18 protein-coding genes are annotated in these 26,785 nt (G+C 62.6%); 7 read left to right on the forward strand and 11 right to left on the reverse strand.

The genetic code is table 11. The annotated features are described in order from the left end of the window. Positions 1-79 precede the first annotated feature (79 nt). From QQ658_RS06660 to QQ658_RS06685, 6 genes are all read right to left on the reverse strand, one after another. Complete coding sequence (locus QQ658_RS06660; RefSeq protein ID WP_286026863.1) at positions 80-1,444, reverse strand: anaerobic glycerol-3-phosphate dehydrogenase subunit C; 1,365 nt, start codon at positions 1,442-1,444, stop codon at positions 80-82. Beyond that, positions 1,441-2,670, reverse strand: coding sequence for a glycerol-3-phosphate dehydrogenase subunit GlpB (gene glpB / locus QQ658_RS06665; RefSeq protein WP_286026864.1), 1,230 nt, complete (start codon positions 2,668-2,670; stop codon positions 1,441-1,443). Before glpB ends, QQ658_RS06660 begins: the two co-directional genes overlap by 4 nt. After that, positions 2,667-4,316 carry an anaerobic glycerol-3-phosphate dehydrogenase subunit GlpA gene (glpA, locus tag QQ658_RS06670; protein WP_286026865.1) on the reverse strand — a complete coding sequence of 550 codons (1,650 nt, stop codon included), beginning with the start codon at positions 4,314-4,316 and terminating at the stop codon, positions 2,667-2,669. The genes glpB and glpA overlap by 4 nt, the downstream gene beginning before the upstream one ends. Positions 4,317-4,552: 236 nt before the next feature. After that, positions 4,553-5,248, reverse strand: a complete 696-nt coding sequence (locus tag QQ658_RS06675; RefSeq protein WP_286026866.1) for a hypothetical protein — start codon at positions 5,246-5,248, stop codon at positions 4,553-4,555. Continuing rightward, on the reverse strand, positions 5,245-6,153 hold the full coding sequence (locus QQ658_RS06680) for an ABC transporter ATP-binding protein (RefSeq protein ID WP_286026867.1): 909 nt from the start codon (positions 6,151-6,153) through the stop codon (positions 5,245-5,247). Before QQ658_RS06680 ends, QQ658_RS06675 begins: the two co-directional genes overlap by 4 nt. After that, positions 6,150-6,530 (reverse strand): GntR family transcriptional regulator, encoded by a 381-nt coding sequence (locus tag QQ658_RS06685; protein WP_286026868.1) that lies wholly within the window; start codon positions 6,528-6,530, stop codon positions 6,150-6,152. The genes QQ658_RS06680 and QQ658_RS06685 overlap by 4 nt, the downstream gene beginning before the upstream one ends. 252 nt (positions 6,531-6,782) lie before the next feature. On the opposite strand from QQ658_RS06685, the gene QQ658_RS06690 reads away from it, so the two are divergent. After that, positions 6,783-8,639: a hypothetical protein gene (locus tag QQ658_RS06690; RefSeq protein WP_286026869.1), complete on the forward strand. Its 1,857-nt coding sequence runs from the start codon at positions 6,783-6,785 to the stop codon at positions 8,637-8,639. A 203-nt stretch (positions 8,640-8,842) separates the two neighbouring features. Here QQ658_RS06690 and QQ658_RS06695 read toward each other — a convergent pair whose 3' ends face one another. Beyond that, on the reverse strand, positions 8,843-9,568 hold the full coding sequence (locus tag QQ658_RS06695; RefSeq protein WP_286026870.1) for a PaeR7I family type II restriction endonuclease: 726 nt from the start codon (positions 9,566-9,568) through the stop codon (positions 8,843-8,845). Positions 9,569-9,611: 43 nt separating this feature from the next. After that, a complete protein-coding gene (locus tag QQ658_RS06700; RefSeq protein WP_286026871.1) occupies positions 9,612-11,276 on the reverse strand; it encodes an Eco57I restriction-modification methylase domain-containing protein in 1,665 nt (554 codons plus the stop codon). A 532-nt stretch (positions 11,277-11,808) separates the two neighbouring features. Here QQ658_RS06700 and QQ658_RS06705 point away from each other — a divergent pair. Further along, positions 11,809-16,860 carry a 2-oxoacid:acceptor oxidoreductase family protein gene (locus QQ658_RS06705; protein ID WP_286026872.1) on the forward strand — a complete coding sequence of 1,684 codons (5,052 nt, stop codon included), beginning with the start codon at positions 11,809-11,811 and terminating at the stop codon, positions 16,858-16,860. An 11-nt stretch (positions 16,861-16,871) separates the two neighbouring features. Next, positions 16,872-19,700, forward strand: a complete 2,829-nt coding sequence (locus QQ658_RS06710) for a sulfide/dihydroorotate dehydrogenase-like FAD/NAD-binding protein (RefSeq protein WP_286026873.1) — start codon at positions 16,872-16,874, stop codon at positions 19,698-19,700. 118 nt (positions 19,701-19,818) lie between these two features. On the opposite strand, the gene QQ658_RS06715 is transcribed toward QQ658_RS06710, so the two are convergent. Beyond that, the gene (locus QQ658_RS06715; RefSeq protein WP_286026874.1) at positions 19,819-20,364 is read right to left on the reverse strand and encodes an alpha/beta fold hydrolase; all 546 of its coding nucleotides are present in this window, start codon (positions 20,362-20,364) and stop codon (positions 19,819-19,821) included. A 117-nt stretch (positions 20,365-20,481) separates the two neighbouring features. Further along, positions 20,482-21,261, reverse strand: coding sequence for an HAD-IIA family hydrolase (locus QQ658_RS06720; RefSeq protein WP_286026875.1), 780 nt, complete (start codon positions 21,259-21,261; stop codon positions 20,482-20,484). A gap of 396 nt (positions 21,262-21,657) precedes the next feature. Between QQ658_RS06720 and QQ658_RS06725 the strand changes: the two genes are divergently transcribed. The 3 genes from QQ658_RS06725 (at position 21,658) to QQ658_RS06735 (ending at position 24,247) form a co-directional block, all read left to right on the forward strand. Beyond that, positions 21,658-22,596 (forward strand): DUF7973 family transport facilitator, encoded by a 939-nt coding sequence (locus QQ658_RS06725; RefSeq protein WP_286026876.1) that lies wholly within the window; start codon positions 21,658-21,660, stop codon positions 22,594-22,596. Positions 22,597-23,023: 427 nt separating this feature from the next. Then, positions 23,024-23,791 carry an SDR family NAD(P)-dependent oxidoreductase gene (locus QQ658_RS06730; RefSeq protein ID WP_286026877.1) on the forward strand — a complete coding sequence of 256 codons (768 nt, stop codon included), beginning with the start codon at positions 23,024-23,026 and terminating at the stop codon, positions 23,789-23,791. 30 nt (positions 23,792-23,821) lie between these two features. Next, positions 23,822-24,247, forward strand: coding sequence for an RbsD/FucU domain-containing protein (locus QQ658_RS06735; RefSeq protein WP_286026878.1), 426 nt, complete (start codon positions 23,822-23,824; stop codon positions 24,245-24,247). A 129-nt stretch (positions 24,248-24,376) separates the two neighbouring features. Here QQ658_RS06735 and QQ658_RS06740 read toward each other — a convergent pair whose 3' ends face one another. Continuing rightward, complete coding sequence (locus tag QQ658_RS06740; RefSeq protein WP_286026879.1) at positions 24,377-25,177, reverse strand: IclR family transcriptional regulator; 801 nt, start codon at positions 25,175-25,177, stop codon at positions 24,377-24,379. 478 nt (positions 25,178-25,655) lie between these two features. On the opposite strand from QQ658_RS06740, the gene QQ658_RS06745 reads away from it, so the two are divergent. After that, positions 25,656-26,684, forward strand: a complete 1,029-nt coding sequence (locus QQ658_RS06745) for a TRAP transporter substrate-binding protein (RefSeq protein ID WP_286026880.1) — start codon at positions 25,656-25,658, stop codon at positions 26,682-26,684. Positions 26,685-26,785: the final 101 nt, after the last annotated feature.

Genomic DNA, 26,785 nt, shown 5'->3' on the forward strand with positions numbered 1-26,785 from the left:
ATAGGAACCGCATAACGCGAGGCCAGCCAGAGAGTGAGGCCCAACGGCTGAGCTGCCGGTGGGCCTCAGGATCTGGTCATCACCTGTGTGAGTTGTCCTTATCCAGCCCGTAGGCGCGGTGAATCAGCGAAATGGGATGAACGGTGGGAACACCGGTCGATTTCGTGATCTGCCACCGGCAGGTTTCGGTGTCGCAGACCGCGAGTTCAGGGTTCGTGTCGATCACCATATCGAAAAGTGCTTGACCGACCGCCTGGGCTACGTCATACTTCTCTTTCTTCAGCCCATAGGTGCCGGCAATTCCGCAACAGGCCTGCCCGGATTCGACGACCTTCAATCCCGGAATGAGCTCCAGCAGCCGAATGGCGGGCATTCCCATTCCCTGACCCTTGAGCTGACAGGGTGCATGATAGGGCACCGTCATATCCAAACGTCCGAAGGTGTGGGGGAGAGTGCCCTCGTCTTCCAGTTCCATCAAGAACTCGGAGGTTTCGCGAAGTCTGGTGCCCACATCGATCAGCTCCGGATCGTCCACCCCCATGATCTCGTGCGCCTCGTGTTTGAGCATCCCGGCACACGATCCGGACGATGAGATGATCGTCAGGTCCTTCCCCGCGGCACGCAACTGCTTGCACAGCTTGCGGACGGTCTTGCGGGCTCCCGTGAACAAGCCGTTCGACTGCTGCGCCAGCCCGCAGCAACCCTGGGCTGGAATGATGACCTCATAGCCGAGGTATTCAAGAACTTCGACGGTATGAATCGAGGTTTGCACTTCGAAGTAGCCGCCCGCGCAGCCATGGAAGAACACCACCGGCCCACGCGTGACGCGAGTATTGGGGCGCTTGTGATGTTTGGCCCAGCCGACGAAGGACTGATTCTGCGGTGTGGGCATCGGTGCATCACGGTGCACCCCGACTGCTTTCTCCATGACGATACGGATCGGCTTGTTGTTGAGAGCAGCCCTGGCGACCGGGGCGATCGGAGTCATCAGCTTGCCCATCATCACCGTCTCGCCGATCAGCATGTCGCGGATCGGCATGTGGTCGGCCTTCATCACGGCCCGCGCCATCGAGTTCAGTTCGGCGATCTGCACACCCTGCGGGCAGCTCAACGTACAGATGCCGCAGCTGGAGCAGTAATCGAGCGAATGATCAACGGATTCGCCGTGGCGGAACCGTTCGGCCTGGGGGCCCACGTATTTGGGCCCGGAGAACAGCGGGGTGACCGCCGATACCGGGCACTGGGTCTCGCAGATCGTGCATTTGACGCAGTGATCGAGGCTCGCCCGGTTGAGGCGCTGGGCCGCGAAGATATCCGGTTCCTTGGTGTTCAGGGCCAAGAACTTCGGCCCCTGCTGTGAGGTGACCAGGCGTTCGGCACGTTCGGTGTCGCGCTCGTCGCGCTCGGCCTGGGTGAGTTGCTTCGGATCCTTCTTGGTGCTCATGCCAGATCTCCAATCGCGTCCGCGGCGCGCACGGCCGACGCCGCCGCGATGCCTTCTCCCGACTTCTCACTCCAGCGCATTGCCCCGGCCAGTATTCCACCGGCGGCGAAGAGGTTCGCAAAGACCGGCCGGTCGTCCGCGTCGAGCACCCGCATCTTGTCATCGACGGCAACCCCGCTGCGAAACAGCGGCTGCTCGGCTCGTCTGTCCGGTCCGATGAGTTGTCCGTCGGGAACGCGTACCGGCAGGCCGAGGTGTGTCTCATGTACCTCGCCATAAGAATCCAGGGTCAGTGCGCCGGATTCGAAACCACCCGGGGCATAGACGAATGCATCAGCGCTGAGCGTAGTGATGTGGCCGGAGGTTGCAGCATCGACCGACGTTGCCCGGCCGCCGTCGCCATGGATGTCGACCACTCGAGCGCCGAGAATCCAGCGCACCCGCAAATCCTGCAGGCGTCTGCTGGCATATTCGTTGAGCCGCATGCCCGGCACACCCGGCGGCGGCATGGGTATCTCGGCGATGGTGTGGCCGATGCGTTCACCGAGGTCGGCGAAAGCCCGGGGATCGCGGTAGCCGGCGACCGCCGGCACCAGCACCTTCTCACCAGCCAGCAATTGCGCGCTCAACGCTTTCGCGAAACGCGCCCTGAACTCGGGACGATCCATCGCGCGTGCATAGCTGAGTGCTGACGGATCGGCCTCGTTGCCCCGGGGCTGCAGCGAGATCTCGACCGCGCGGGCCGGTACCTGCTGGGCCGCCAGGTTGCCTGCGATCAGGTCGGCCGGAAAGTCTTTGAGCTCGCGGACACCGGCCACCACCACCGGATCGTGATCGGCACGCACGTCAGAGGCCACCATGGTCGGCGAGGCCAGGTAGGTGGGACGCAATGCGCCGACAGCGGTGGGCAGCAGCCAGTTGCGTCCGTCATTGCCTGCCAGCAGATCACCGAAGAAGCTCGCCGCATAATCTGTGCCGGTGCGCACTGCCTCGGTCCCCAGCAGAGCGTAGGGGTGTCCGGGATTCGCGGCAATGAAGTCGTCCAGCACATCGAATGGACGATCGACCCGCTCCGGTGCATACCCGAGCACGTCGAACCCGCCATGGGACAGTTGCAGACCACCGATGCCGAAAGTGACGACGCTCACCTTGGCGCCCTGATCGACCAGCCGTGCCGCCGCGAGCAGACCGGCGACACCGGCACCGATAACCACGACGTCGTTCATCGCGCCACCTCCGACTTCTTGTTGGCTGCCCCGGTCGTTGACTCGGGAGGAGTGGCTGCGTCTAATGGCACCGGCTCCAATACGGTCGAGGGCTCGGGCAGGTGCTCAACGTCGAGCAGTCCCTGGAAGATCCATTCGTCCAATGCGGTTTGCCGCACCTGGTCGCCGTGCAGGATGGGCCACAGCCCGATCCAGCGGTTGGACAAGAATTCGTGCAGTCTCAGGTTCGCGCCATCCGCGTCAAGGATTCCTTCGGAACAGGCGATGCCCGTCGCCCGTAGGCTGCAGAATCCTCCCTGGCAAGGCCCCATTCCCAACCGGAGATGGCGGCGCAGGTCGTCCATGCTGGACTTCGGATCGGCGTGCATCGCGTCGGTGAGCATCGTACGGCTCATCAATTCGCATTCGCAGATGATCTGGTCCTCGCGGCGGTCCTGCTCGCGATCGTGCAACCGGTGAGTGACCACGTAATTATGGCCATCGGTCGATCCCGGCACCGGTTCATCGGCGGTACGGCATTCGCGCTGGTCACCGAGTTGCTCGCACATCACGTCGACGATGTTCTTGGCCATCAGCCGATAGGTGGTCAACTTACCGCCGGCGATGGTCAGGATGCCCGAAACGCCGTCTCGAGACTGGTGGTCGAGGATCGACATGCCGCGAGACATGTGCCGGGTGTCTTGAGCGGACACCCGCGCGTCCTTCACCAAGGGACGCGCACCCGACCAGGCGTGCAACGCGCGCGCCTTGCGGAAGCCCGGAATCAGCGTCTCGCCGGAGTCGAACATCTGCTGTACTTCGTCATGCGGGATCGCGAGCTTGTCCGGATCGTCGGCGCGCACATCGGTCGTGCCGATGATCGAGACCGTGTGCACCGGCACCAGGATGTCTCCGTCGGCCGGATAGATGCAGCGATTGACGACGGTGTTGACCAGCCGGTGATTCATGGCGATCATGATGCCGCGTCCCGGCACCACTTCGACGTCGTGGCAGCCCGCCATTTCGGCGATGTGATGCGCCCAGGCACCGGCTGCATTGATGACGAAGCGGCAGTTGATGGTGAGTTCGTCGCCGCTGCGCCGGTCGGTACAGCTGACCGCCGTGACCGCCGAGTCGCTGACCTCGATCCCCGTCACCGTGTGGTAGGTCAGAATTTTTGCGCCATACTCCTGGGCCGATCGCGCGGCTCCCCATACCAACTGCCAGCCGTCGACGGTGCCGTCCTCGACGGCGAAGGCCCGCTTGATGCCCGGATTGACTCGGGGCTCCCGTCGCAGCGCTTCGGCGACGCTGATCTCTTCGACGGGCACGCCGGTATCGTGGCAGCCGGCCCAGAACTTGTCGGAGAAATCGAGATCATCCTCGGGAGTGACCACGAACAGGCCGCCGGTGGCTTCCACCGCGCTCGCGTGGATACGCGTGACGATCGCATTCTCTTCTGCGCACTCGGTCGCCGAGCGTGGATCGCTCACGACATATCGTCCGCCTGAATGCAACAGTCCGTGGTAACGGCCGGTGGTCCCTTGGCCCAGGTCGGCGCGATCGACCAGGATCGCCGAGTACCCCCGCATGGCGACATCGCGCACCACGCCCGTTCCGGTGGAACCGCCGCCCACCACCACCACATCGCAGTCCAAGGTGCGCATGCCTGCCTCCTCGCTGATTCGGCGCTGTCATGAGATTATTCCCCAACACTAGAGGAGGTACCGGTAAGACGGGATAGCGGCGGGCCTTTCTGCGTTTCGCCGCTGCAGCAGCGATCAAGGTGAGTATTTCCCGTAGTCACGGTGTGGTCATCGGCACCGCGAGATGTGAGGGACACTGAACCGGCAACGCATTTGGCAAGGTATGCCTAATTCTTCGCGAGGCTGAGCACAACCGGTCAGGGGACCGCCCGCCGCAGCGTCCAGTACGAGAAGCCGGCAAGGACGACGATCAACGCCAGACCCCACAGCGCCAGCCCGAGCGCGCCTTGGGCGACGAACCACGTCCCGATCTGCACCCAGGCATTTGCCCGCGCGACCAGCCACAGCGCGGCCACGAGCAGCAGGCCGAGCGCCACCAAGACGATCGTCAGCACGGTGATGCCCCAGCGCTTGAAGATGGTTGCTCCCCAGAATCCCATCACGAAGAAGAGCATCGCGATGCTGAAGTAGACCAGTGCCGCGGCGGCGGGCCCGTTCTCCCAGATCCACGGCAGGTGGAAGAAGTAGCCGTTGAGCCACCACCCGCCTGTTGCCTTCTCGATCAGGCCGCCGATGACGAAGACCACGGCGAGGACGGCCGATGTCACTGCCGCCGAAAGCAAGGTTCCGAGATAGAACTCCTTGCGGGTCACGCTCATTGCTTGCGAGAACGGGAATGACAGAGTCAACGCCTGAATGCCGACGGCGAGCAGGGTCCACAGCGGAGCCTGGGCTCCGCCGCCGTAGTAGGGGCCTGCCGCACCGGCGCTGGAGATGATTCCATAGATCATCAGGCTGACGGCGAAGGCTCCGACGAGCACGATCAACGGTATCCAGATGAACACGTTGCGGTTGACGAATTGCATGCGTACGACATTTGCGGTGCGGTTCATGACAGGGCTCCTTGGGTCTCGGCGCTGCGCTGGTCGGCACTGCGTTGGGAGGTGCGGACGATGAGTTGCTGCAGCGACACCGGGCCGATATCGATCCCCTCGGCGGCGAGTTCGGCACGTTCCGACTCGGAGACCTTGCCGAGCACGGTGACGCTGCTGACCGATCCCAGGCTCTCGCGATGCAGCACATCGCGGCCGGCGGCGAACCTGTCGACGGCGCTGCTGGCTCCGGTTACGGTCACGGCGCGATCCCGCAGCTCATCGGTGGCCTCGTCCATCATGATGCGTCCGGCATCGATGACGATGACATGCTCGAGCAGGTTCGCGACCTCGTCGATCAGGTGACTGGACAGGACGATGGTGCGCGGGACTTCGGCGTAATCGGCCAGCAGCCGATCGTAGAAGGTCTGCCGGGCGACCGCGTCCAGCCCCAGATAGGGCTCATCGAAGAACGTGATCTCCGCCCGGGAGGCCAGTCCGATGATGACGCCGACAGCAGACAGCTGCCCCCTGGACAGCTTCTTGATCCGGGTCTTCATCGGCAGCTGAAAGTCTTCGATCAGTTCTTCTGCGAAGTCTTGATCCCAATGGGGATAGAACAGCCGCGCCATCTTGAAGGCGTGGGTCGCGGTGGCATCGTCCGGGTATTTCTGCCCCTCCCGGACGAAGCACATCCGGGCGAGTACTCGCGGGTTTTCGTAGGGATGTTCGCCATAGATCCGGACGTCTCCGCTGGTGGCGAAGTTCTGTGCCGTGAGAATCGACATGACCGTGGTCTTGCCGGCACCATTTCGGCCGAGCAGCCCATAGATGGCGTTCTTTTCCATGGTGAAGCTCACATCATCGACAGCGAGTGTCTCTTTATAGCGTTTGGTGAGGTTCTTCACCTCGATAACGGCGGTCATCGCGGCGTTCCTTCCTTGGTGATGGCTGCCCGCTCGCTGACGAGCCGGGCGAGGTCTTCGGGCCCGAGCCCGAGTGTGCGGGCCTCGGTGAGTAGCGGATCGATGAAGCGTTCGGCGAAGGCCGTACGCCGCTCGGTGAGCAGTAGGTCGCGGGCACCGGGGGCGACGAACATGCCGATTCCGCGCCGCTTGTACAGCACGCCCTTATCGATGAGCATCGTGATCCCCTTGGCTGCGGTGGCCGGATTGATGCGATAGAAGGCGGCCAACTCGTTGGTCGACGGTGCTTTGGTGTCCTCGGCCAGGCTGCCGCCGATGATCGAGTCTTCGATGCCCTCCGCGATCTGCACGAAGAGCGGCCGTCCCTCTTCGATCATTCCGGCTCCTCTGGTGTACTGGTTCGTTACTCCACTAGGTAACCATAGGACCGGTTTGATTTCAAGAGCGTCCGCCGCCTTGCTGGACAATCAGCAGAATCGGATCCGCACCCAATCGGCCGTCTTCGACTCGTCGGTTCGACCCAGCGCGCTGTGATTCGGAACTGCCCAGCATCGCCGGCAGCCCGTAACCGCTCCGCACACATCCAGGCCACGCTGTAACTCATACGGGTGCTCTACTACGCTCGTGGCATGTCGAATCTTCCGACTCCGTTCGATGATCCGCAGTTCCGCAAGGCCATGGCCGACGCAGGTGTCGTCTTTAAGCCCGGTTCTTCCAAACCGTTCATGGACTCCATCGCCCCTTTGCTCGCTGCCGAAGGTATCGATCTGGACAATCTGAGCCCTGACATCGACCTCGACACGCTCAATGATGCGATGGGACGCGCAACCGAGCGCCACAATTTCGAGTTGTTCACACCGGTAGGTGCGCAACGCGAACAGGCTCTGGAGATCCTCCGGCGGTTTGCCATCGCGGTCGAAGCCGGCGACCTTGGCCAGGCGCACGCGATCTTGGACGAGGTACAGCCCGAACCGACCGCGGATCGGCCTGCGGCCTCTCATCTCATCGGCGTGGCTCTCGGGCTGGCGGATAGTTGGTTCACCGACCCGAACCTCGCCGTTTCGCTGGCCGGCACAAGGATCCCGGCATGGAATGATAGAGCCGCCAGGGCAGCCGGCCGACAGATACTGCTCGCCGCGCGAAATGGCCAGGCGTTCGACTCCGTGGGCGCCTTCATCACCAGCTATACGGGTCAACCAACCTGCATGGGCGCAGCTCTGGTGGTCGCGGGCGTCCTGGCTTCGGTTGCAGAGGCTGAGCGCAGCACTGTCGCAGCACAGGCCGGGCCGATGTTCGCCGTGGGAAGCTCCGATCGTCCGATGAAAGCCGCCGATACCGCGGACCATCTCGCCCTGTCGACCGCCGAACTAGGTGCACTCGAAAACTTCGCAATCTGGCTCGGCGATCGTAATGAGATAGCTGCGCCGTCGGTTGATAACGAAGTCTCTTTGCTCAGCGGGCTGTTCTCGGTGGCCAAAGGATTCGGGCTGCAAGCCGACAACCCCGACGACATGGAAGACCTCGTCGACTTCATCATGGAGATCGACGATCCGGACGAGCCCGGCTTCCTTGGCGCTGCCCTCATGGTTGTCGATGAATATCTGCATTTTCGGCTGGAGACCGACGATCAGCAATATGACGACTGGCTCGTAGCGCATGCGATCGTCGAGGACGCACTCGAGGAGGCCTTCCCCTCGGGCGCCAGCGAAGCGCTTTTCGAAGTCATAGAAGAAGCAGAACAGCTCGATCCGAAACAACATAGGGCGGCCCTCGCCCGAGTGACGGTAGTGGCGCAGGTGCGGACGCTTCTCGAGTGGATCGGAAAATCTCGTCCGGTTGCCCAGGCCGGCGGATTACGGCGAGCGGACATCGCCGAAGTCGCCGCTATGCTCGGATTCAACGCAGTCGGCGTGAACAAGCGGGGCCTTGATCCCTCGTTCCTCCCACCGGAGCAGATCAAACCCCATCAGCCGCTGCCGATTCCCGAATCATTCAAGGCGATGTCCATCCGCGACGTGCCGCCGTTGAATGCCTGGTGGGACACTCTCATCACGACAGAACTCATCGAACTCACCGCGACCCGGGTGCGGCCCGGCCCGAAAGCTGCCGAATGGCTCGCGGACAAGCATCCGCCCCTGGAATTGGCAGACATGGTGACCGGGGTCTTCACAACGCAGCTACTCATTCAAGACCTGGACGATACCGGCTACTACTTCGAGCGCGAGACTGTGTCTTTGGCAGTCCTACGGCTCCTCGCTGCCCTGCGTCCCAAGCAGGAACTGCCCGCTCCCGACGGCGATCCCATGGCAGATATCCTCGATATGCGCGCGCTGCGGCAGCTGGAATACCTGCGTCGGCTCGGAATTCTCAAGCGCTCACGAGATCAGTACGTCGTGCCGCCCAACCTCCGCGGCGCAATTGCGAGGGGACTGCTGGTGGCAACCTCCATGATGAGCCTCGAAGACTCCGATGAGGATGACGACTGAGTCACTGTTGGGCCGTCATGCGAGGCATAGCGGTCATGGACGACCGCGGTCCCGCATGAATCGCAGACAGCGAAGGCCCGTTGCCAAAGGACGATGTCTCGGGAAACCCGGCGCACCCGTGCCCACGGGCAGGTTACCGGCCGGGCTTGGTCGTCCGGTATAGGTGTCGAACCCGGGCAGACCGGATTAACGGTTCTTGATTCTCAATCGGCAGAGAAGGCCGTCTCCGGCAAGGCCTTGATGTAGGCAGGTCGGGCGATCACCGCCGCTTCAAAATTTGCAAAGGAAAGATCAAACACCGGTTCGTCAATGACGCCTTCGCCTTGCCTGGTCGAAGCGACCACAGCGGCGTCGTACTGCTTCTGGCGCACCAAACGCTGCATCAGAATGCGGTATCGGTCGAGGTAGCTCGTATCCCGGAAAACCTCATCGGTTGAGAATAAAGCAGGAGGATTGCCGAGCGGAGTAGTCGAACGCTTGGCATCCTCGACAAGCATGACGAATCCCAACCAGGGACGAACCGGGCCGAAGACGCCTTCCTCGTACGCGCGCCAGATATCGGCCGCATTCCCAATGGCTTCTTCGCTTCGATTGTTGAAATTGTTCCCGAAGCTCCCGACCTGTGACTTGAATTCAATCGCGGCTACCAATGCACTTCGGTAGAGCACGACGAGATCCCAGTCCTTGGTTCGACGATAGTAGCCCGGCAGACTGACCCTGCCTCCATAACGCACGTCCACGTGAAGAGCAGGATCGCTGCGAAATAGATCCGCCACCGACTGGGTCAGAGGATCCATATGCTTCCCACCGGTCACGGACCCTCGGGTACCCGCATCAACAAGTCCAGCGTCCACCTGCCGCTGGGTTTGCTGATGACGTACGTCCCAGAACAACTCAATCGGAGCATTCCATCTGAAGTCAGGAGGCATGGCTTGAACTTATTGCACTACCACGATCAAGAACCGGTCACATCTAAAGATGCCCCTCCGGCAGTCCGTAGGCTGCTTCTGCCGCACGGGTAGCGGCATCTCGGTCATAACTCCTGAAAGCCTCCCGTAATCGATTGGAGATCATCGCAGGAATATCTTCCGGTGCAGGCACGCGAATTTTCCTCAGGTACTGCGCCTGAAAACGCAGGGTTCCACCACGCATTTTCACGCCATAAGCATTAATAAATGCTTCAGCAATTCGCGATAAGAGCAGTCCACCCAGCACCTCTAGATCCCAACCGGACGAAATTATGTAGTACAGGTTGTGATGTGGATACAACCCACCGGGCTCGTATACCGGGGTGATCTGTGCCTTCATGTCCTGAAGCAACAGCTTTGGCTGATCGGCCAGACCAGGATAGACCTTGTCGATCGTCCGATACCAGGTGGCTGGATTCTTTTTCGCTACAAAGCGCCTAGTCACGCTGGGGCTGTTGGCGAGGGCCGTGGCCATACGTGGATAGCACTTGATGTCGACGAGCTTTCCGTCTTTGTCCCAGGGATTGATCAAGACCTTCTTCGGCTCTGCGATTCGGCCCGACCGGATATCGTCTGCCATAACGATGGGCAGCAGCCGATCTTCCTCCACATCCACGGACCCAGGACTGACGACGAATGCCTTGTCCGCGCCCGTGGCGACGCCGATCGAGATCCGTGTATCTCCACCTGTTTGTTCAAGAGCCGGAAAGCGGTCATTGAGGTCCTCGAGGAGGCGAATTTGATCTGGTCCCCCTGCAGGCCAGAGATCGGGTCCATCGAACCAGTCTGTTAACCTGCCAGCCACGAATCCTGTGCCCGACGTTTGACCGTTATCTGAGCCGATGAACGCACACGCTTCACGGGCCGATTCAGGCCCGAACCCCGCGCCGGCATTCAGCACCGTCAACTCGCCTTGCTTGCGATTGGCGAGCACTGTGATGGCGGGGTAAGCGCTTACCTGCGTCTCGAATGCATCCACGTCATGCATCTGCCATAGGGTTTCGACCGCGTAATGGTCGGCGATTAATGCTCGCAGCCCCGCACCATATGAGTTCCGCATCCACCGATCGGCACAAATGAACCCGAGCCTTCCACCTGGACGTAGCATCCTCAGTCCGCGCTCGAAGAACCCAATATAGATGTCCCCGCGTCCCTGCATCGTGATCCAACGCCGACGGTATTCCTTGGACAGGGCGTCATCGATGTCATCGAATCGGACATAGGGCGGATTACCCAGGACGAAATCAGCCGTAATCGGAGTGGTTTCCAACGTCAGAAGATCATCGCCGTCTGGAAGCAGGAAGTCACCTTCAATGATCCAGGTCTTCGCAAGACTCCGCGCATCCAGCTGAGATACGCCTGCCCGGACGAGAGTGGTACGAACGGTCTCGCGAAGCTTCCTGACATTGCGCTCCTGCAATTCCCAAGCGCGGATCGCGTCGCGGAATTGGCCCAATTTGTGCCCGTGCCGCACTGCACTTTCGGCCAAGCGCTCGATCATCGGGATCAAGAATGCGCCGGAGCCAGCTGACGGTTCGACCGCAGTTAGCCCGCCAAGGTCACGCGACGGCACATACCCGGTCAGGTCCAACAGTGTCTCGACCACCCAGCGCCGGGTGAAAACTTCGCCGTAATTCCGGGTCCCCGCCGGGACTACGCTCGTGCTCACCCTTTAACCATAGTTGTCCGCACCGACACGTCATCGCGAAACCACGTGCTGCGCCGCGCGAGACTGAAGTTAGCGACTCTACGGGCTACGCAATGGGTACATACGATCTCAGCAGCGTCATGCGAGTAGATACTCGGCCCAGATAGCCGAGTGCCAGTCCGGGGCCGCTGAGCATCAACTCGTCGTCGTAGATGCGGGCATGCACGCTCGGTCGCCGACCGCGCCGTAGCGCACCGGGATGTCAGGGTTCGATCTGATATTCGTAACGTCCACGACTGCCAATTACGGGCTGGAATATCGTCACAAATCCCTTCAAATAAGAATTAATAGACATCGCAGTATCTAAATTTGGGAGCTTGAATGCCCGGACAAATACCCACCCCACCGCTGAGGGCAAAATAGCGGCGGATATTCTTCTTGCACCATGATCCCGAGGCAAGGACGCATAGCGGGCCCGTCGCCGGTGTTCGTGGCCGATGACCTCACCGAGCGAATCCGGTGAATCCATGCAACGACAGGCAAGGGATGAAGAATGACTGACAGTGTGATCCAAGACGTAGCACCTGCCTCGGCGCCCACCCCCGCTCCTGACAAGGCAAAATACCCTGGAACCGCGCAGGTAATCAACGGCAACGGAGCCGTCGCGCATGTCATGAAGCATGTCTGCGGGGGAGTCATCGGATACCCCATCACGCCGTCGACCGAGATCAGCGAGATCTACGAGGCCGCCGTCGCCGAAGGCCAGCTCAATGTCTGGGGCAAGCACCCCTTCTTCTTCGAACCAGAAGGCGAACATTCGGCACAGTCCGGGGCTTTGGGCGCGGCCTTGACCGGCGGCCAATTTGTCTCGAATGCCTCCAGCAGCCAGGGCATCCTCTATGCGATGGAATCGCATTTCGTCACTGTCGGTAAGAAGGTAGGCGGCTTCGTGCTGCAGGTCGCCGCGCGGGTGGTGTCGAAGCATTCGCTCAATGTGATGGCTGGCCACGACGATGTCTACGCTCTGCTGCCGTCGGGATACACCGTCTTCTTCGGATCCAACCCGCAGGAGGCCGCAGACCTCGCCGCGATCAGCTACCGTACCTCTGCTTTGTCGCTGATTCCGGTGGCCAATGCGATGGACGGCTTCGCGACCAGCCACATGCTGTCGGAGGCCAGGCTCCCCGAACCCGAACTGCTGAAGAACTACCTGGGCGATCCGGCCGGACGCATCGACTGCCCAACCGTCGCCCAGGAGATCATCTTCGGCGCCAAGGGACGCGTCTGGCAGCTGCGCCGCTGGATCGACCGGAAGGCAGCCGAGTTCGGGCTTTCCGAACTCGACGACATCCGCGACTGGCTCGATCGGCACGCCGACGCCGTCGAGCACGACGACGAAGGCGAACTGATCGCCGAGACCCTGCGTTTCGTGCCCGCGGATCTGGCGGCGCAGTGGCGCAGGCAGTGGCTGGGTGCCCTCCGCAAGGGCACCCGTCAACTGGTACCGGCGCTGGTCGATCCCACCAACCCGGGGCTCACCGGTCCGGTGCAGAACCAGCCCGACTTCCAGGCCGGCATCGCCGACCACCGCACCCACTTCGCCGCCGAGGTGCCGAGATTGGCCCGCCAGGCGATGGACGAGTACTCCGCGCTGACTGGTCGTCCGTATGCACCAGTGATGACCTATGACGTCGACGACGCCGACTATGTTTTCGTCGGGCTCGGCTCCGTGTGCGACGACATTCGCGCCGTCATGCCCTACCTGCGTTCTCAGGGCATCAAGGTCGGTCTGGTGGCGGTCAAGCTGCTGCAGCCCTTCCCGGAGGCCGAGCTGGTGGCCGCGGTGCGCGGCAAGAAGGCCGTCACCATCATGGAACGCTCCGACCAGATGGCGCTCACCGGTTTCGTCAATCAGGCGATCTTCCGCGGGGCCGCCAATGCCGCGCATCCGGGACGTTTCCCCGGCATCGAGCCGATCGACGAGATTCCGGCGATGACCAGCGCCATCTTCGGGCTCGGTGGCCACGACCTGCAACCACGCGACCTGGTCGCGGCGGCCCAGAACATGGCGGGGGAGAACGCATCGCCGCTGGTCTATCTCGGCTCGACCTTCTTCAGCGAAGAGTCCGGCCGCAGTTTCAGCGAGTTGGAGGCCAAACTGGCCGCCGCATATCCGGAGACCACGTTGATGGCGCTGCCGGTCGGCAAGAATCCACAACTGCTGCCCGACAAGGCGATGCGCATTCGTTTCCACTCGGTGGGCGGCTACGGCACCATCGCCACCGGCAAGCTGATGACCGACATCCTGGCCGGGGCGCTGGGGCTGTACTCGAAGTCCGCGCCCAAGTACGGCTCGGAGAAGTCGGGTGCGCCGACGAACTACTACATCACCTTGAGCCCCGAGCCGGTGCTGGTCACCAACGCCGAACTCGAAGACGTCGAGGTGGTGCTCTCACCCGATCACAAGGTCTTCCAGCACACCAACCCGTTGAAGGGCCTGGTCGCCGGCGGCACCTTGATCATGCAATCGAACCTCCCGCCCGAGCAGGCCTGGCGGGCTCTGCCTGCGGCTGCTCGCACAACCATCCGCGAGAAGAAGATCAAATTCTCCATCATCGATGCCTTCTCTGTTGCGGCCGAGCATGCTCCTACCGCTGAATTGCAGACCCGCATGATGGGCATCGCATTCATCGGTGCGGTGGTCGGCGGTGTCGACCGTATCTCGCACGGCACCTCGGTCGACGCGCTGCGCGAAAAGGTCTACGTCCAGATCAACAAGAAGTTCGGACGCAAGGGCTCCACCATCGTCTCCTCGAATATGGCCGTCATCGAGGACGGGCTGACCGCGGTCGTCCCGGTGCCCTATGACCAGGACGCCTATCTGGCCATCGATGCCGAGCAGGCTCCGGCCGCCGCACGGTCACTGGCGCTGTCGGCGGCGATGTGCCCGAGCCCGTGCGCAGCGTCCAATCTGTTCGATGCCGACTACTACGAACACATCATGGGCAAGCCGTTCCGCGAGGGCACCGTCGACCGGGCGCCGGTGTTCCCGGGGTCCGGGCTGTTCGTGCCGAGCGGCACCGCCGCAGGCAAGGACAAGGGCATGTTCCGCCGCACCGTGCCGATCTTCGACGCAACGCTGTGTACCGGGTGCATGGAATGCACGCTGGCCTGCCCCGATGCGGCGATCCCGAATGCGGTTCATGAGATTCACACGCTGATCGCTGCCGCGGTCGAGATGATCGAGGTCAACGAGCCGCAGCGGGCCGCCATGCGCGACCACATCTATTCGGTCGCCTCCAGGGTGCGCGAGTATTACCGGGCCGACAAGGATGCCGCGTCCTTGGCCGATCTGGTCGCCAAGGCCGCGGACGAGTTGGTTCCGGCAGCGTCCGGCTCCTACCTGCGCCGCAATTTCGGCGCGGTGGTCGAGGTGCTGCGTGGTTTCCCGGTGGCCCGTACGCGTCCGTTCTTCGATGCGATCGAGCGCGAGACACCAGGCAACGGCGGCCTCTATTCGGTGACGATCGACCCCTGGAAGTGCACCGGCTGCCTGGAGTGCGTCGACGTCTGCGGCCCGAATGCCCTTGCCAGCGTCGATCAGACTCCGGCGATCGAGGAGAAGCTGGAGACCGGGTTCGAGTTCTTGACGAAGACCCCGAACACTCCGGCGCGGTTCACGAAGGATGCGGTGGAACCGGGCGGTGACACCAAGCGGCTGTTCCTCGACCGCGCCAATTACTACACGGTGACCGGCGGGCACGGCGGTTGCCGCGGCTGCGGCGAGGTGACCAGCACCCGCATGGTGATGGCGACCAGCCATGCTCTCGGCTCGAAGCGGCAGACCGAGCAGCGCGATATGCTCACCACGCTCATCGACCAGTTGCAGGCCAAGCTTGCAGAACTGGAGGCATGCGATCAGGGGCGGGCCGCACGTATCGGCTCGACTGTCGACGCCTTGGAGAAGGGCCTCTATCTGCTCGAGGGAGGCCCGAACGGCAAGGCGCCGGCTACCACGGTGGTCGCGAACTCGACCGGCTGCTCCAGCGTGTACGCCTCGACCATGCCGTTTAACGCCTTCACCGATCCCTGGGTGAACAGCCTCTTCCAGGACGCTCAGGCGCTGGCCAAGGGCGTATTCGAGGGCCTGGCAGCGAAGCAGACCGATCTCGTCAAGGCGGTCCGCACCGCCCGGCTCGAGCTGGACGACGCCTATGACACGAGCGTCCACGACAAAGAACTGGCCACCCTCGATTGGGCCCAGTTCACCGACGAGGAACTCGCCTGGATGCCGGCGGTGCTGACCATCGGCGGCGACGGTGCCAACTACGACATCGGCTTCGGTGCGCTGTCGCGGATTCTTGCGTCCGGAACCCCGGTGAAGATGATGGTGCTCGACACCGGCGGCTATTCCAACACCGGCGGCCAGGCGTCCACCGCGAGCTTCATCGGCCAGGACGCCGACCTGGCCAGGGTCGGCGCGGCCTCCACCGGCAAGACCGAGGGACGCAAGGAGCTCGCCATCTTGGCGGCCTTCCACCCGAACACCTACGTTGCCGCCACCGCGACCGCCTTCCAGGGGCATTTCCTGCGCGCCGCCATGGACATGCTGAACTTCACCGACGGGGCATCGCTGGTCGATGTGTACACGCCATGCCAGGGCGAGAACGGCATCGCCGACAACATGGCGAATCAGCGCGGCCGGCTCGCGGTCGAATCCCGGATGGCTCCGCTGTTCGTGCACGATCCGCGCAAGGGCGACAACCTGCGCGACTGGTTCGACCTGGACGCCAACCCCGACCCGGACAAGCTCTGGGCCAACCACACCATCGAATATGTGGACGAGACCGGCAACCTGAACCTTGCCGAGTTCCCGCTGACCCCGGCCCAATTCGCCTTCGCCGAATCCCGCTTCAAGAAGCAGTTCGGCAAGCTGCCCGCCGACCAGGACGCGGTGGCCGTGCCGGTCGAGGAGTTCATCGACCTGCCGGAAGCCGACCGGGCCACCCACGTGCCGTTCTTCTGGTCGACCGACGCCACCGACCGGCTGGTGAAGATCAAGGTCAGTGCCTCGATCGTCGCGATGGTTGAGGAGCGCCGCCGCAACTGGCAACTGCTGCAATACCTCGCAGGTGTTGACATCGAGCGGCTCAAGGCGCTGCACAAGACCGACCTGGACGATCTGCAGTCGCGTTACGACGATGCGATGGCGGCCCGCGAGTCGTCGATGGACGAGATCGCCGCAGCCATGAGCGACCTGGCGGCCTCCACCTCGGCCCAGCCGGTCGCGGGGTTCGGAGCCGGGTTCGCCGGCTTCGGTGGTTTCGGTGGTGGCGGTCAGAGCGCACCGGCAGCGCAAGCCGAGGACACCGGGCAACCGATCGTCCGGCTCGCCCCGGAGGATGTCGCCAAGTGCACCGATTGCAAGAACTGCTGGCAGGAGCTGCCCGAGCTGTTCGAACGGACCAAGGTGATCGTGGATGATAAGGCCCTGGATGCGGCCCGGTTGATCCCGGGGGCGATCGACAAGGTGGAGCCCACCGACGAGCTGCGCAAGCGGATCGCCAAGGTGGTCGCCAACTGTGACGCCGAGATCATTCACTAAAGGAGGCGGTCATGACCACCACGACACCGGACGAACTGAGCCGTTACCTATCTGCTTCCCAGGCACTGGCCGATCGCGCGAATGAGGTCGAGGAGCTCGGCCGCTCCGAAGCGGTCGAGACCTACCGCCGCCAGATGGATCTGCTCGGGCGCAGACTGCAGGACAATCCCCGGGCCTTCCGGCAGATGTTCATCTCTGACGGAATGGGTGCCATCGCGGCCGAGTTCCGGCAGCCCGAACTGACGCCGGAGTTCACCTGGGCCTTGTGGAACAAGCTTCTGGTGGGCAACGACGCGTCGCTGGTGCTGATGCGGTTCATCTGGAATCTGCCGCTCGGCAAGAAGCGCACCTTCATCCGGGCGCTCGACAAGCATCTGTCGGATCGGTATCCGGTCTTCAAGAATCTGTCGGTGAACTGGCCGGCCGGCTCGTCGATTCCGCCCTATATCCGCACGCCCGAGCAGCGCAGCGAAGACTTCGAGCTGGTCAACCAGGGCTACCTCGGCTACATGAGCATCGGCTATACCCAGCGTGAGGTCGATCTGCTGGTCTGGCTGGAGGCGCTGCGCGACAAACAGTGCGCCGACAAGCCGTGCCAGCTGGGCGAGCTGTTGGCCGGACGCAAGGAGCCGCGCGGCGGCTGCCCGGTGCAGGTGCACATCCCGGACATGATGGAGATGCTCGGCACCGGGTATTTCCGGGAGGCCCTCGACCTGATCGAATCGATCAACCCGCTGCCCAATGTGACCGGACGCGTCTGCCCGCAGGAATTGCAGTGCCAGTCGGTGTGCGCTCATTCGGGGCGTCCGATCGAGATCGGCCAACTGGAATGGTTCCTGCCGCAGCGTGACCGGGTGGTCGACCCGGGCGGCAATATCTCCCGCTACCAGAACGTGCCCGACCCATGGGAGCAGGCGATCAAACCGCCGGTGGCGATCGTGGGGTCGGGGCCGTCCGGCCTGATCAACGCGTTCTTGCTGGCCGCGGACGGGCATCCGGTGACCGTCTTCGAATCGTTCCACCGGTTGGGCGGGGTGCTGCGCTACGGCATCCCCGAGTTCCGGCTGCCGAACACCCTGATCGATGATGTGGTCGAGAAGATCACCGCGCTGGGCGGGCGCTTCGTGACCAACTTCGTGGTCGGCAAGACCGCGACGCTCGCCGAGCTCAAGCAGGCCGGGTTCTCGCACATCTTCGTGGGTTCCGGGGCGGGCCTGCCCCGGTTCATGAATGTGCCCGGCGAGCACCTGCTCAATGTGATGAGCGCCAACGAGTTCTTGACCAGGGTGAACCTGATGCAGGGGCACCGCGCCGACTACGAGACACCACTGCCCGAATGCCGCGGCAAAAAGGTCATGGTCATCGGCGGCGGCAACACGGCGATGGACGCCGCCCGCACCGCGCGCAGGCTCGGCGGCAGGGTGACGATCGTCTATCGCCGCACCCGCCAGGAGATGCCGGCCCGTGTCGAGGAATTGGCGCATGCTCTCGAAGAGGGCATCGAGTTGGCGACGTTGCGTTCACCCAGCGAATTCCTGGGGGACGATCGCTCGGGGTTTGTGAAGGCGGCCACGCTCGATGTGATGAGCCTCGGCGAACCCGATGCCTCCGGACGCCGCCGCCCGGTGGCCACTGGCGAGTCGGAGCAGGTGGATGTCGATCTGGTGATCATGGCGTTGGGCAATTCGGCGAATCCGATCATCCGCGATTCCGAGCCGTCGCTGACGGTGACGACCGCGGGTGCTCTGGAGCTCACCGAGGGCAGCCAGGCGACCTCGATCGACGGTGTCTACTCGGGCGGCGACGCGGCCCGGGGTGGTTCGACGGCGGTGAAGGCGGCCGGGGATGGCCAGGCCGCGGCCCGGGAGATCCGTGAGGCGTCGTTGCTGCCGGCGGCGCAGATCCGCGAGATGGTGGCGGGCGCCAAACATTTCACCGATCTGGCGGATGCTCCGAACACGATCGTGGCCCGCCGCGAGTTGCAGCCCAATATCGTCGAGTTGACGGTGAATGCGCCTGTCATCGCGGCGAACGCAAAGGCCGGGCAGTTCGTCCGGGTGCTGGCCGAGCCGAACGGCGAGCTGGTGCCGCTCACCCTGGCAGATTGGGACGCCGACCAGGGCACGATCGTGCTGGTCATCCAGGGGATGGGCACCACCTCCAAGATGATCAACGCGATGCAGGTGGGGGACAAGCTCGAGGGTATTGCCGGGCCGTTGGGCCAGCCGAGCGAACTGCACAAGGTCGCGGACGACCAGACGGTCGTGTTCACCGCGGGCGGGGTCGGGCTGCCTCCGGTGTATCCGATCGCCCGGGAGAATCTGCGGCTGGGCAATCATGTCACACTGATCGCCGGATTCCGCGGCGCCGACCTGCTGTTCTGGGTCGGTGAGGGGGAGCGGGTCGACAACTTGCAGGCCAAGTTCGGTGACCAGCTGGAGGTGATCTACACCAGCAACGATGGATCGTTCGGCATCGAAGGGTTCGTCACGGTTCCGTTGAAGGATCTGCTGGACGCCAACCAGCGCGGCGAGGGACGCCGGATCGCCGAGGTGACCACCATCGGCCCGCCGATGATGATGCGCTCGGTCTCCGATCTGACCAAACCATATGGGGTGGCAACCGTCGCGTCCTTGAACTCGATCATGGTGGACGCCACCGGAATGTGCGGTGCCTGCATGGTGCCGGTCGAGGTGGACGGCAAGCTGGTGCGCAAGCACGCCTGTATCGATGGCCCCGAGCTCGACTCACACTCGATCGACTGGGACAAGTTCTTGCCCAGGTTCGGCCTGTTCAAATCGCAGGAGCAGCAGTCCAAGGTCAAGCACGGCTGGGTGTGACGGACCGAGGAGTCGTCCGTGGGAACCTGAGCTTGGAGTGCTCCTGCGGTCATGGTTGCCGACGCTCGCCGGAAGGAAAAGATGAGCTCGCTTCCCGGCAACCAACACCTCCCGAGCTTCAGGTACTGACGCGCCACGTCCTGAAGGAGGTCAGCGGCACGGTCTGCGCCGAGAAACCTGCATCCCCGAGTGGATCAAGTGCGTAGATGGTTCGCTGCCCGATCCAATCCGGCAGGTTCTCGATCCACATCGGTGCACCGGAGCTGCGACCCGGCAGCAACACCACCGGCGGTCCCGGCTCGGAGCCCTGCCACTCCAGCACCCGTACCGAACCGAGATCTACCTGGACATCATGAATCCGGGTGGGCTCGGGTAGCGCCGCCATGGCCTGGTCGTAGGCGGAAGCATAAGCAGCTTTTGCCGCGGCGGACTTCCAACGTCCTACCTGAGGGGAGGGCGAGATGATCGATATCGCCTTATCGACCACCAACCCGGCGACAACTGCGATTGCAAGCACCTTCACTATGGTCTTGCCGCGGCTTCCACGTCGATGCCCTGCTCGGTGCTTGCGGCCGGACGAGGCGGGAGACACCGCGCTGCTCCCACTCGGGGTGCGCATCTTGTTACCGGTTTCAGACTGCATGAGCGACTCCATCGGCTCCATGGTTGCTCAAGTCTACGGGCATCCGCGTCTACGCGTCCTCATCCTTCAGGCACCAAGGCAATAGGTGCTGCATGACCGGACGCCGACCCAGGTTCCGGCGCTGAAGCGGAGGATAGTTCACATCATGGCGCGCAATTCGGCCACCGACTCCACGACCAGGCTCGGACGATACGGGAATCGCTCCAAGTCCTTGCGTCCGGTGATGCCGGAGAGCACCAAAACGGTGAACAAACCTGCTTCGATGCCCGCGACGATGTCGGTGTCCATCCGGTCGCCGATCATCGCGGTGGTTTCGCTGTGGGCTTCGATGCGGTTCATCGCGCTGCGGAACATCATGGGGTTCGGCTTGCCGACGATGTAGGGATGCCGGTTCGTTGCCGCGGTGATCAGTGCGGCAACCGATCCGGTGGCGGGCAGCACACCGGTGGCGCTCGGGCCGATGACATCGGGGTTGGTCGCGATGAAACGAGCGCCGCCGATGATGTGATTGATGGCCAGCGTGATCGCCTCGAACGAGTAGGTGCGGGTTTCGCCGATCACGACGTAGTCCGGGTCTTCCTCCACCATCACGAATCCGGCATCATGCAGCGCCGTCGTCAAACCGGCCTCGCCCACGACATAGACCCGTGCGCCGGGATGTTGGCCCGCCAAGAAATCCGCTGTGGCCAGTGCCGACGTCCACAGATTCTCTTCTGGGACGATGAGCCCCGCCTGGTCGAGTCGCGCGGACAGATCTCTGGCCGTATAGCTCGAATCGTTTGTGAGCACCAGAAACCGGCGCGAGGTGTCGACCCAGCAATTGATGAGATCCGAGGCACCCGGTATCGGGATTTCTCCCTGCACCAGGACGCCGTCTTTGTCGGTCAGCCAGCATTCGATGTCGCGAGGATCTCTCATGGATAGAATCTAGCGCCATTCAACCTCTCGCCGCCGCCATTGAGGCAATATTCGTCCGGAGCGGGCAGGCGGGGAGGCGAATCCAACTGCGACACAAACCTGTGCTGTCGAGATACAAATCGCCGCAATTAGCGGCTTGTTGCCATTATTGCCCGTAAGCTGCAAACCGATTGACGCGAGCACTGGCACAAAACATTCTCCTACTCAACCGTGAATAGCGAAGCCAGAAGCGGTATTGCTATCGTCCTGCCTAGAGAGCACGCACCTTTCGGCCCTTCCAACGTTCTGTTCGGCGGCAGGGATGAGGGTGCATCTTTCATGTTGCGTTTCGCAATGAAGCGGCAATTGCCCGAATCGACTTCGCAGCATCGTTTTTCCGTGTCAAGAGGAGCCATCGTGACCACCGATATTCTCATGTATTTAGCAGCATTTGGGGGTGGCTTCCTTGGAGCTACCTTCGGTGCCCTTTTCGCCTTCTCATTTGTGGGCATTACCCTTATCGTCGGCATTGCAGTCGCAATTGCGACCGGCGGTGATGCCTCCTGGATCAATTTGGTGTCGTTCGGCCCGTTCTTCGGGCCCCACATCTCGTTCGCCGGCGGCGTGGGCGCCGCGGCATACGCCCATCGCAGGGGCTACCTCACCGGGCTGCGCGACATCGCCACCCCGCTGGTAAGCCTGGCAAAGCCTGACGTGTTGATCGTCGGAGGTCTCTTCGGCGTCGGTGGTCTGGTGGTCAGCGACATCGTCAGCATCATCCCGTGGCTGGGCACCCACACCGACCTGCCCGGTATCACCGTGATCATCAGCGGCATCGCCGCCCGGTTGATCTTCGGCAAGACGGGCATCATCGGCCCCAACAGTGAAGGTCTCACCGGTAAAGCGAGATTCACTCCCAATGACACCGACTGCTGGGTCCGCTACCAGGAAGGCTGGGGCAACGTCGCCGTTCTCGGTCTGGGCACCGGCCTGTTGTCGGCTTGGGCCACCATCGCGCTCAGTGAGGCCTTCCCGGACGCCGCGGCCAGCATTCCGCTGCTCGGTTTCGGCATCTCGGCCGCGTCCTTGATGTTTCTGACCCTGGGCGCCGGCATCCCGGTCACACACCATATGACGCTGATCGCAGCCATCAGCGCGTCCAATTTCTTGGCCATCACCGGAAACCCGGTCGCGGCCGTGCTCATCGGTTGCCTCTTCGGCGGTATCTCGGCCCTGGTCGGCGAGGGCTTCTCGAGGCTCTGGCAGATCCGTGGCGACACCCACATCGACCCCCCGGCCAGCGCCATCTGGCCGATGACCTGCGTGGTCCTCGGGCTCACCCAGATCTTCGCCTGATCGCCTGCCGGGCAGGCGTCGAGGCCGCCCGGCACCGCTGCATTCTCACCACAGGACCCGTACCGCTTGGTGCGGGTCCTGACTATGTTCGGGACATCGCACAACTTTCTCTCGCCCGTTTGCCTCATGGTGCCGGCCGAGTGCGGAGGGTCTCGCCCTGTCGTCGGTCCGCAGGCGAGGGCTTGACAGGTGCCGTACGAGAGCAGAGACTTAATGCTGCACAGAACGCATCGCTGCTGCATATTGTGCAGCAGGGTATGTTCCGTAGATTAGATTTGGCATCGATGGCCAGCAGGCTCGGGCACAGGCCGTCGCCGACGCCGAAACCCTGCCGGACAAAGTCAACGAACATGGACGACACGATCAGACCTGGGCATCGTCCGGGTCCGCACGAACCGCCGAACCACCAGCAGATCAGGAGACTGACATGACACATCAGAACGGAACCTTGGCCGGCAAGAGAGCTCTGGTAACGGGAGGCGGCGTCGGAATCGGCGCCGAGACTGCCCGGGTTCTTGCGCGCGAGGGAGCGCGAGTGGCACTCACCTACCGCACTCACAAGCCGGACGACGGGTTCTTGCGGGAGCTCGAGGACCTCTCCGGCAACCCCGTCCTCGCCCTGGCCGTCGACGCAACCGAGGAGCCAGACGTCGTGCACGCCGTTGCGCAGGTGTCCGAGAGTTTCGGTGGTATCGACATCCTGGTCAACAACATTGGCGGCATGGTCCAGCGTTCGCGTCTCGAAGACATGACCGTCGAGCTGTGGCGCACCGTGCTGGATGTCAACGTGTTGTCCACGATGCTTTTCACCCGCGAAGCCCACGCCCACATGGGGCGCGGCGCACGTATCATCAACGTCGCCTCGCTCGCCGGTGAGAACGGCGGGCATCCGGGAGCCTTGGCCTATGCGTCATCGAAGGGCGCCGTCATCACCTTCACACGCGCGCTCGCCCGCGAACTCGCCCCGGAAGGCATCACGGTCAACGCGGTGGCTCCTGGATTCATCGAGGACACTCCCTTCCACGACACCTTCACCAGCGCCGATTCGAAGGCGGAGACCGTCACAACCATTCCGATGGGACGGGTGGGCGAGCCCGCCGAGGTCGGGGAGGCCATCGGCTGGCTGGCCACCGACCGGGCATCGTTCGTATCGGGAGAGGTGCTGGACATCAACGGCGCCCAATACTTCGCCTGATCGACTCCGGCTATCCAGAAAGATGAATCCATGATCGACACCGCCGGGGGCATCACCCACCCGGGGATTCTGTCTTGTTTGGCCAGCGCAGGGCACTTCTCGCAGATCGTCATCTCGGACGGGAACTTTCCCGCATCGGTTCGCCGCGGCCCGCATACCGAGGTGTTCTACCTCGGCTGGAGGAAGGGCTCTCCCACCGTTACGGAGATTCTCGGCGTCATCTTGCCGCTGGCCCGGATTCAAAAGGTCACCATGATGCAGCCATTGGATGGTGCGGCCTCAACTCCGGTTCACGATGAGATACAACAGCTGGCAGGGCCCAGTCTGCCCGTCCAACTGCGGGACCGCTGGGCGTTCTATGAGCTTGCGGAATCGGCCACGACCGCCGGCATCATCGTCACCGGTGATGATCGCCGCTTCGCCAACGTGATTGTCGAGATGGCGCCGGTGCTGTAGCGCAGATCTGCCGGTCGGCACCTCGGGTTCACGGCCGTCGTCTTCGCATTGCGTGCGCGCGGATCAAGAAAAGATCGCGGGCAAGAGATACCCCGTTTGTCCGCGCCCGAGTCCTCGAATTCACGCATTTCATTCAACGGACCGGCGCCCACCGAGCTGTTCAGTCATCGTCGAGGTCGTCTCCAGGAGCTGGGGGAGCATTGCACGCAGGGCCGCCCTGTCGACCTTCGTGCGGATGGCCGTCACCGATACCGCGCCGATGACGGCCCCGGTGTGGTCGCGAACCGGAGCGGCGATGTTGTGCGAGAGTTCCTCATACTCACCCTCGTCATATGCCCAGCCCTGGGCACGAGTCTCGGCGAGACGTTGTTTGTACGCCTGTGGCGTCATCAGAGTGGATGGGGTGTACCTCGTCCACTGCCAACCGGCCAAACGGGCGTCGAGATCGTCCTCGGGCAGATAAGCAAGAATCGCCTTGGCCACTCCCGCCGTCTGCTCGACGACTTCGGCACCCACCCGGGTGTCCAACCGAATCGAAGACGGCGGCTCGATCTTGTCGACATAGACCACGGCGCTTCCGGTGGCGACGGCGAACTGGACGGTCTGGCCGGTGCGGTCGGACAGATCCTGCAACAGCGGATGCATGGCGCGCCGCAGATCGTATCCGTCGAGTGCAGCCTGGCCGAGTGCGGCCAGTCGAAGTCCCGCCGTGTATTGCCCGTCGGCCCGCCGCCGAATGAATGCTGCATCCGAGAGCACCGCCAACAGCCTGGTGACGGTCGTGCGGTGAATGCCCAGGATCTCGGAGATCTCGTGAGATGTCCGCGGCGTGGCAGCACATAATTCGATGATTGAAAGGGCCCGGGTCACGCTTTGATTGCCGGGGTTGGCACGAGGCGAGGCCGCGTCATTGGAGGATCCGGATGCCATCAGAGCCTTTCGTCTATGGTTCTCGCCGCAGTTGTGAGTCATCCCGAATCCGGCGATTCTCGCCTGCTGCGCATCCCCATCCGAGCATGCTTGCGACGGCGCCCATCAATGGATTCAGGCTAAGGACCCTCCGATAAATTCCCGCTGCGTGTCGCGTTGATTTCTCGCCAGGCCCTCATTGACGTACGTGGAGATTGTACCGATCTTGTGGCGTGACCGGCTGCATCAGCAGCATCTGGTCGCCGTCGGCGTCCCCGTTGAGACCGGAGGAATTCACGGCTGCGCGGGACACCATCGGAAAAACGCAGTCAAGAGAACACGGCCAAGGGATTGACAATCGCCCATCAGTAGCAGAGACTGATGATGCACGTAGCGCATCATCGCTGCATATAATGCATCGTTCAAAGTGATGTCGTCTGCGAGCCATTCGCTACAACAGAAACTGTCTTCTTCAAAGACCGATGGAAGGGCACCAACGATGAAGTTGTCTAAGGTATTGCTGAGCGGAGTGGTGGGCACCATTTCCCTCGGCCTGGCTGCCTGTGGTGGCGGCGGAAGTGAAGGCGGCGGCAGCCAAACCATGTTCAAGCTGGCCTTCAACCAGACCGAGGAGCACCCTCAATACCAGGCCGGGGTGGCGCTGGGGGAGAAGCTCGAAGAGGCCACCGACGGTCGTTACTCGATCAAGGTTTACCCCAATGAGCAGCTTGGCAATCAAGCCGATGTCATGCAGAACGTCTCTGACGGAACCGTAGAGATGGCCTGGACCGCTGCGGCGGTTCTGGAAGGTTACAATCCGGACTTCGTTGTCTTCAATTTGCCGTACGTGTTCGACTCGATGGCGGCGCAGGCGGCAGTGCTCGCCGACCGGGAGCCGCTCGCGGAATTGTTCGATTCGCTAGAAGAAAGCAAATCTCTCACCGTCATGGCCGGCGTTAGCGCCGGTACCCGCAATGTGTACAACAGCAAGCACCCGATTGTCACTCCTGAAGACCTCAATGGCCTCAAGCTCCGCGTCCAGCAGTCGGATTCTCAGGTGGCCATGATCGAGGCCATGGGCGGTATCGCGTCGCCGATGAGCCAGGGCGAGGTCTACTCGGCCATTCAGACCGGGGTGCTGGATGGAGCCGAGAACAATGAGGCCGTCTATGACGGACTCAAGCACAGCGAAGTGGCAAAGTACTTCTCCTACACCCGTCACATGATCGTGCCGGACTACCTGCTGATGAACACCGACATATTGAATGCCATGAGTGACGACGACAGGGCAGCCCTTCTCGCCCTGATGCCCGAGGTACAGCAGATCGCCAATGACGGGCTGATCGACTACATCAATGTGTCGATCGAGCATGCCGAGTCCATCGGGGCCCAGTTCAACGACGATGTCGATACCGACGCCTTCAAAGAATTGGTCCAGCCCATGAACGAGGCGGCACTCGCCGAGAACGAACTGCGGCAGACTCTTTACGGATACGTGCAGGAAGCCAACGCGGCCAATCCGGCATAGTTTCGGACGACCGGTACTCGGCGGCCAACAGGCCGGAACGCGAGCCCATTGGGCCCACTTTCCGGCCTGTTGTTTATTGTCTCTGAACCGGCAGCGACTTC

This window comes from Propionimicrobium sp. PCR01-08-3 (assembly GCF_030286045.1).
Lineage (GTDB): Bacteria > Actinomycetota > Actinomycetes > Propionibacteriales > Propionibacteriaceae > Brooklawnia.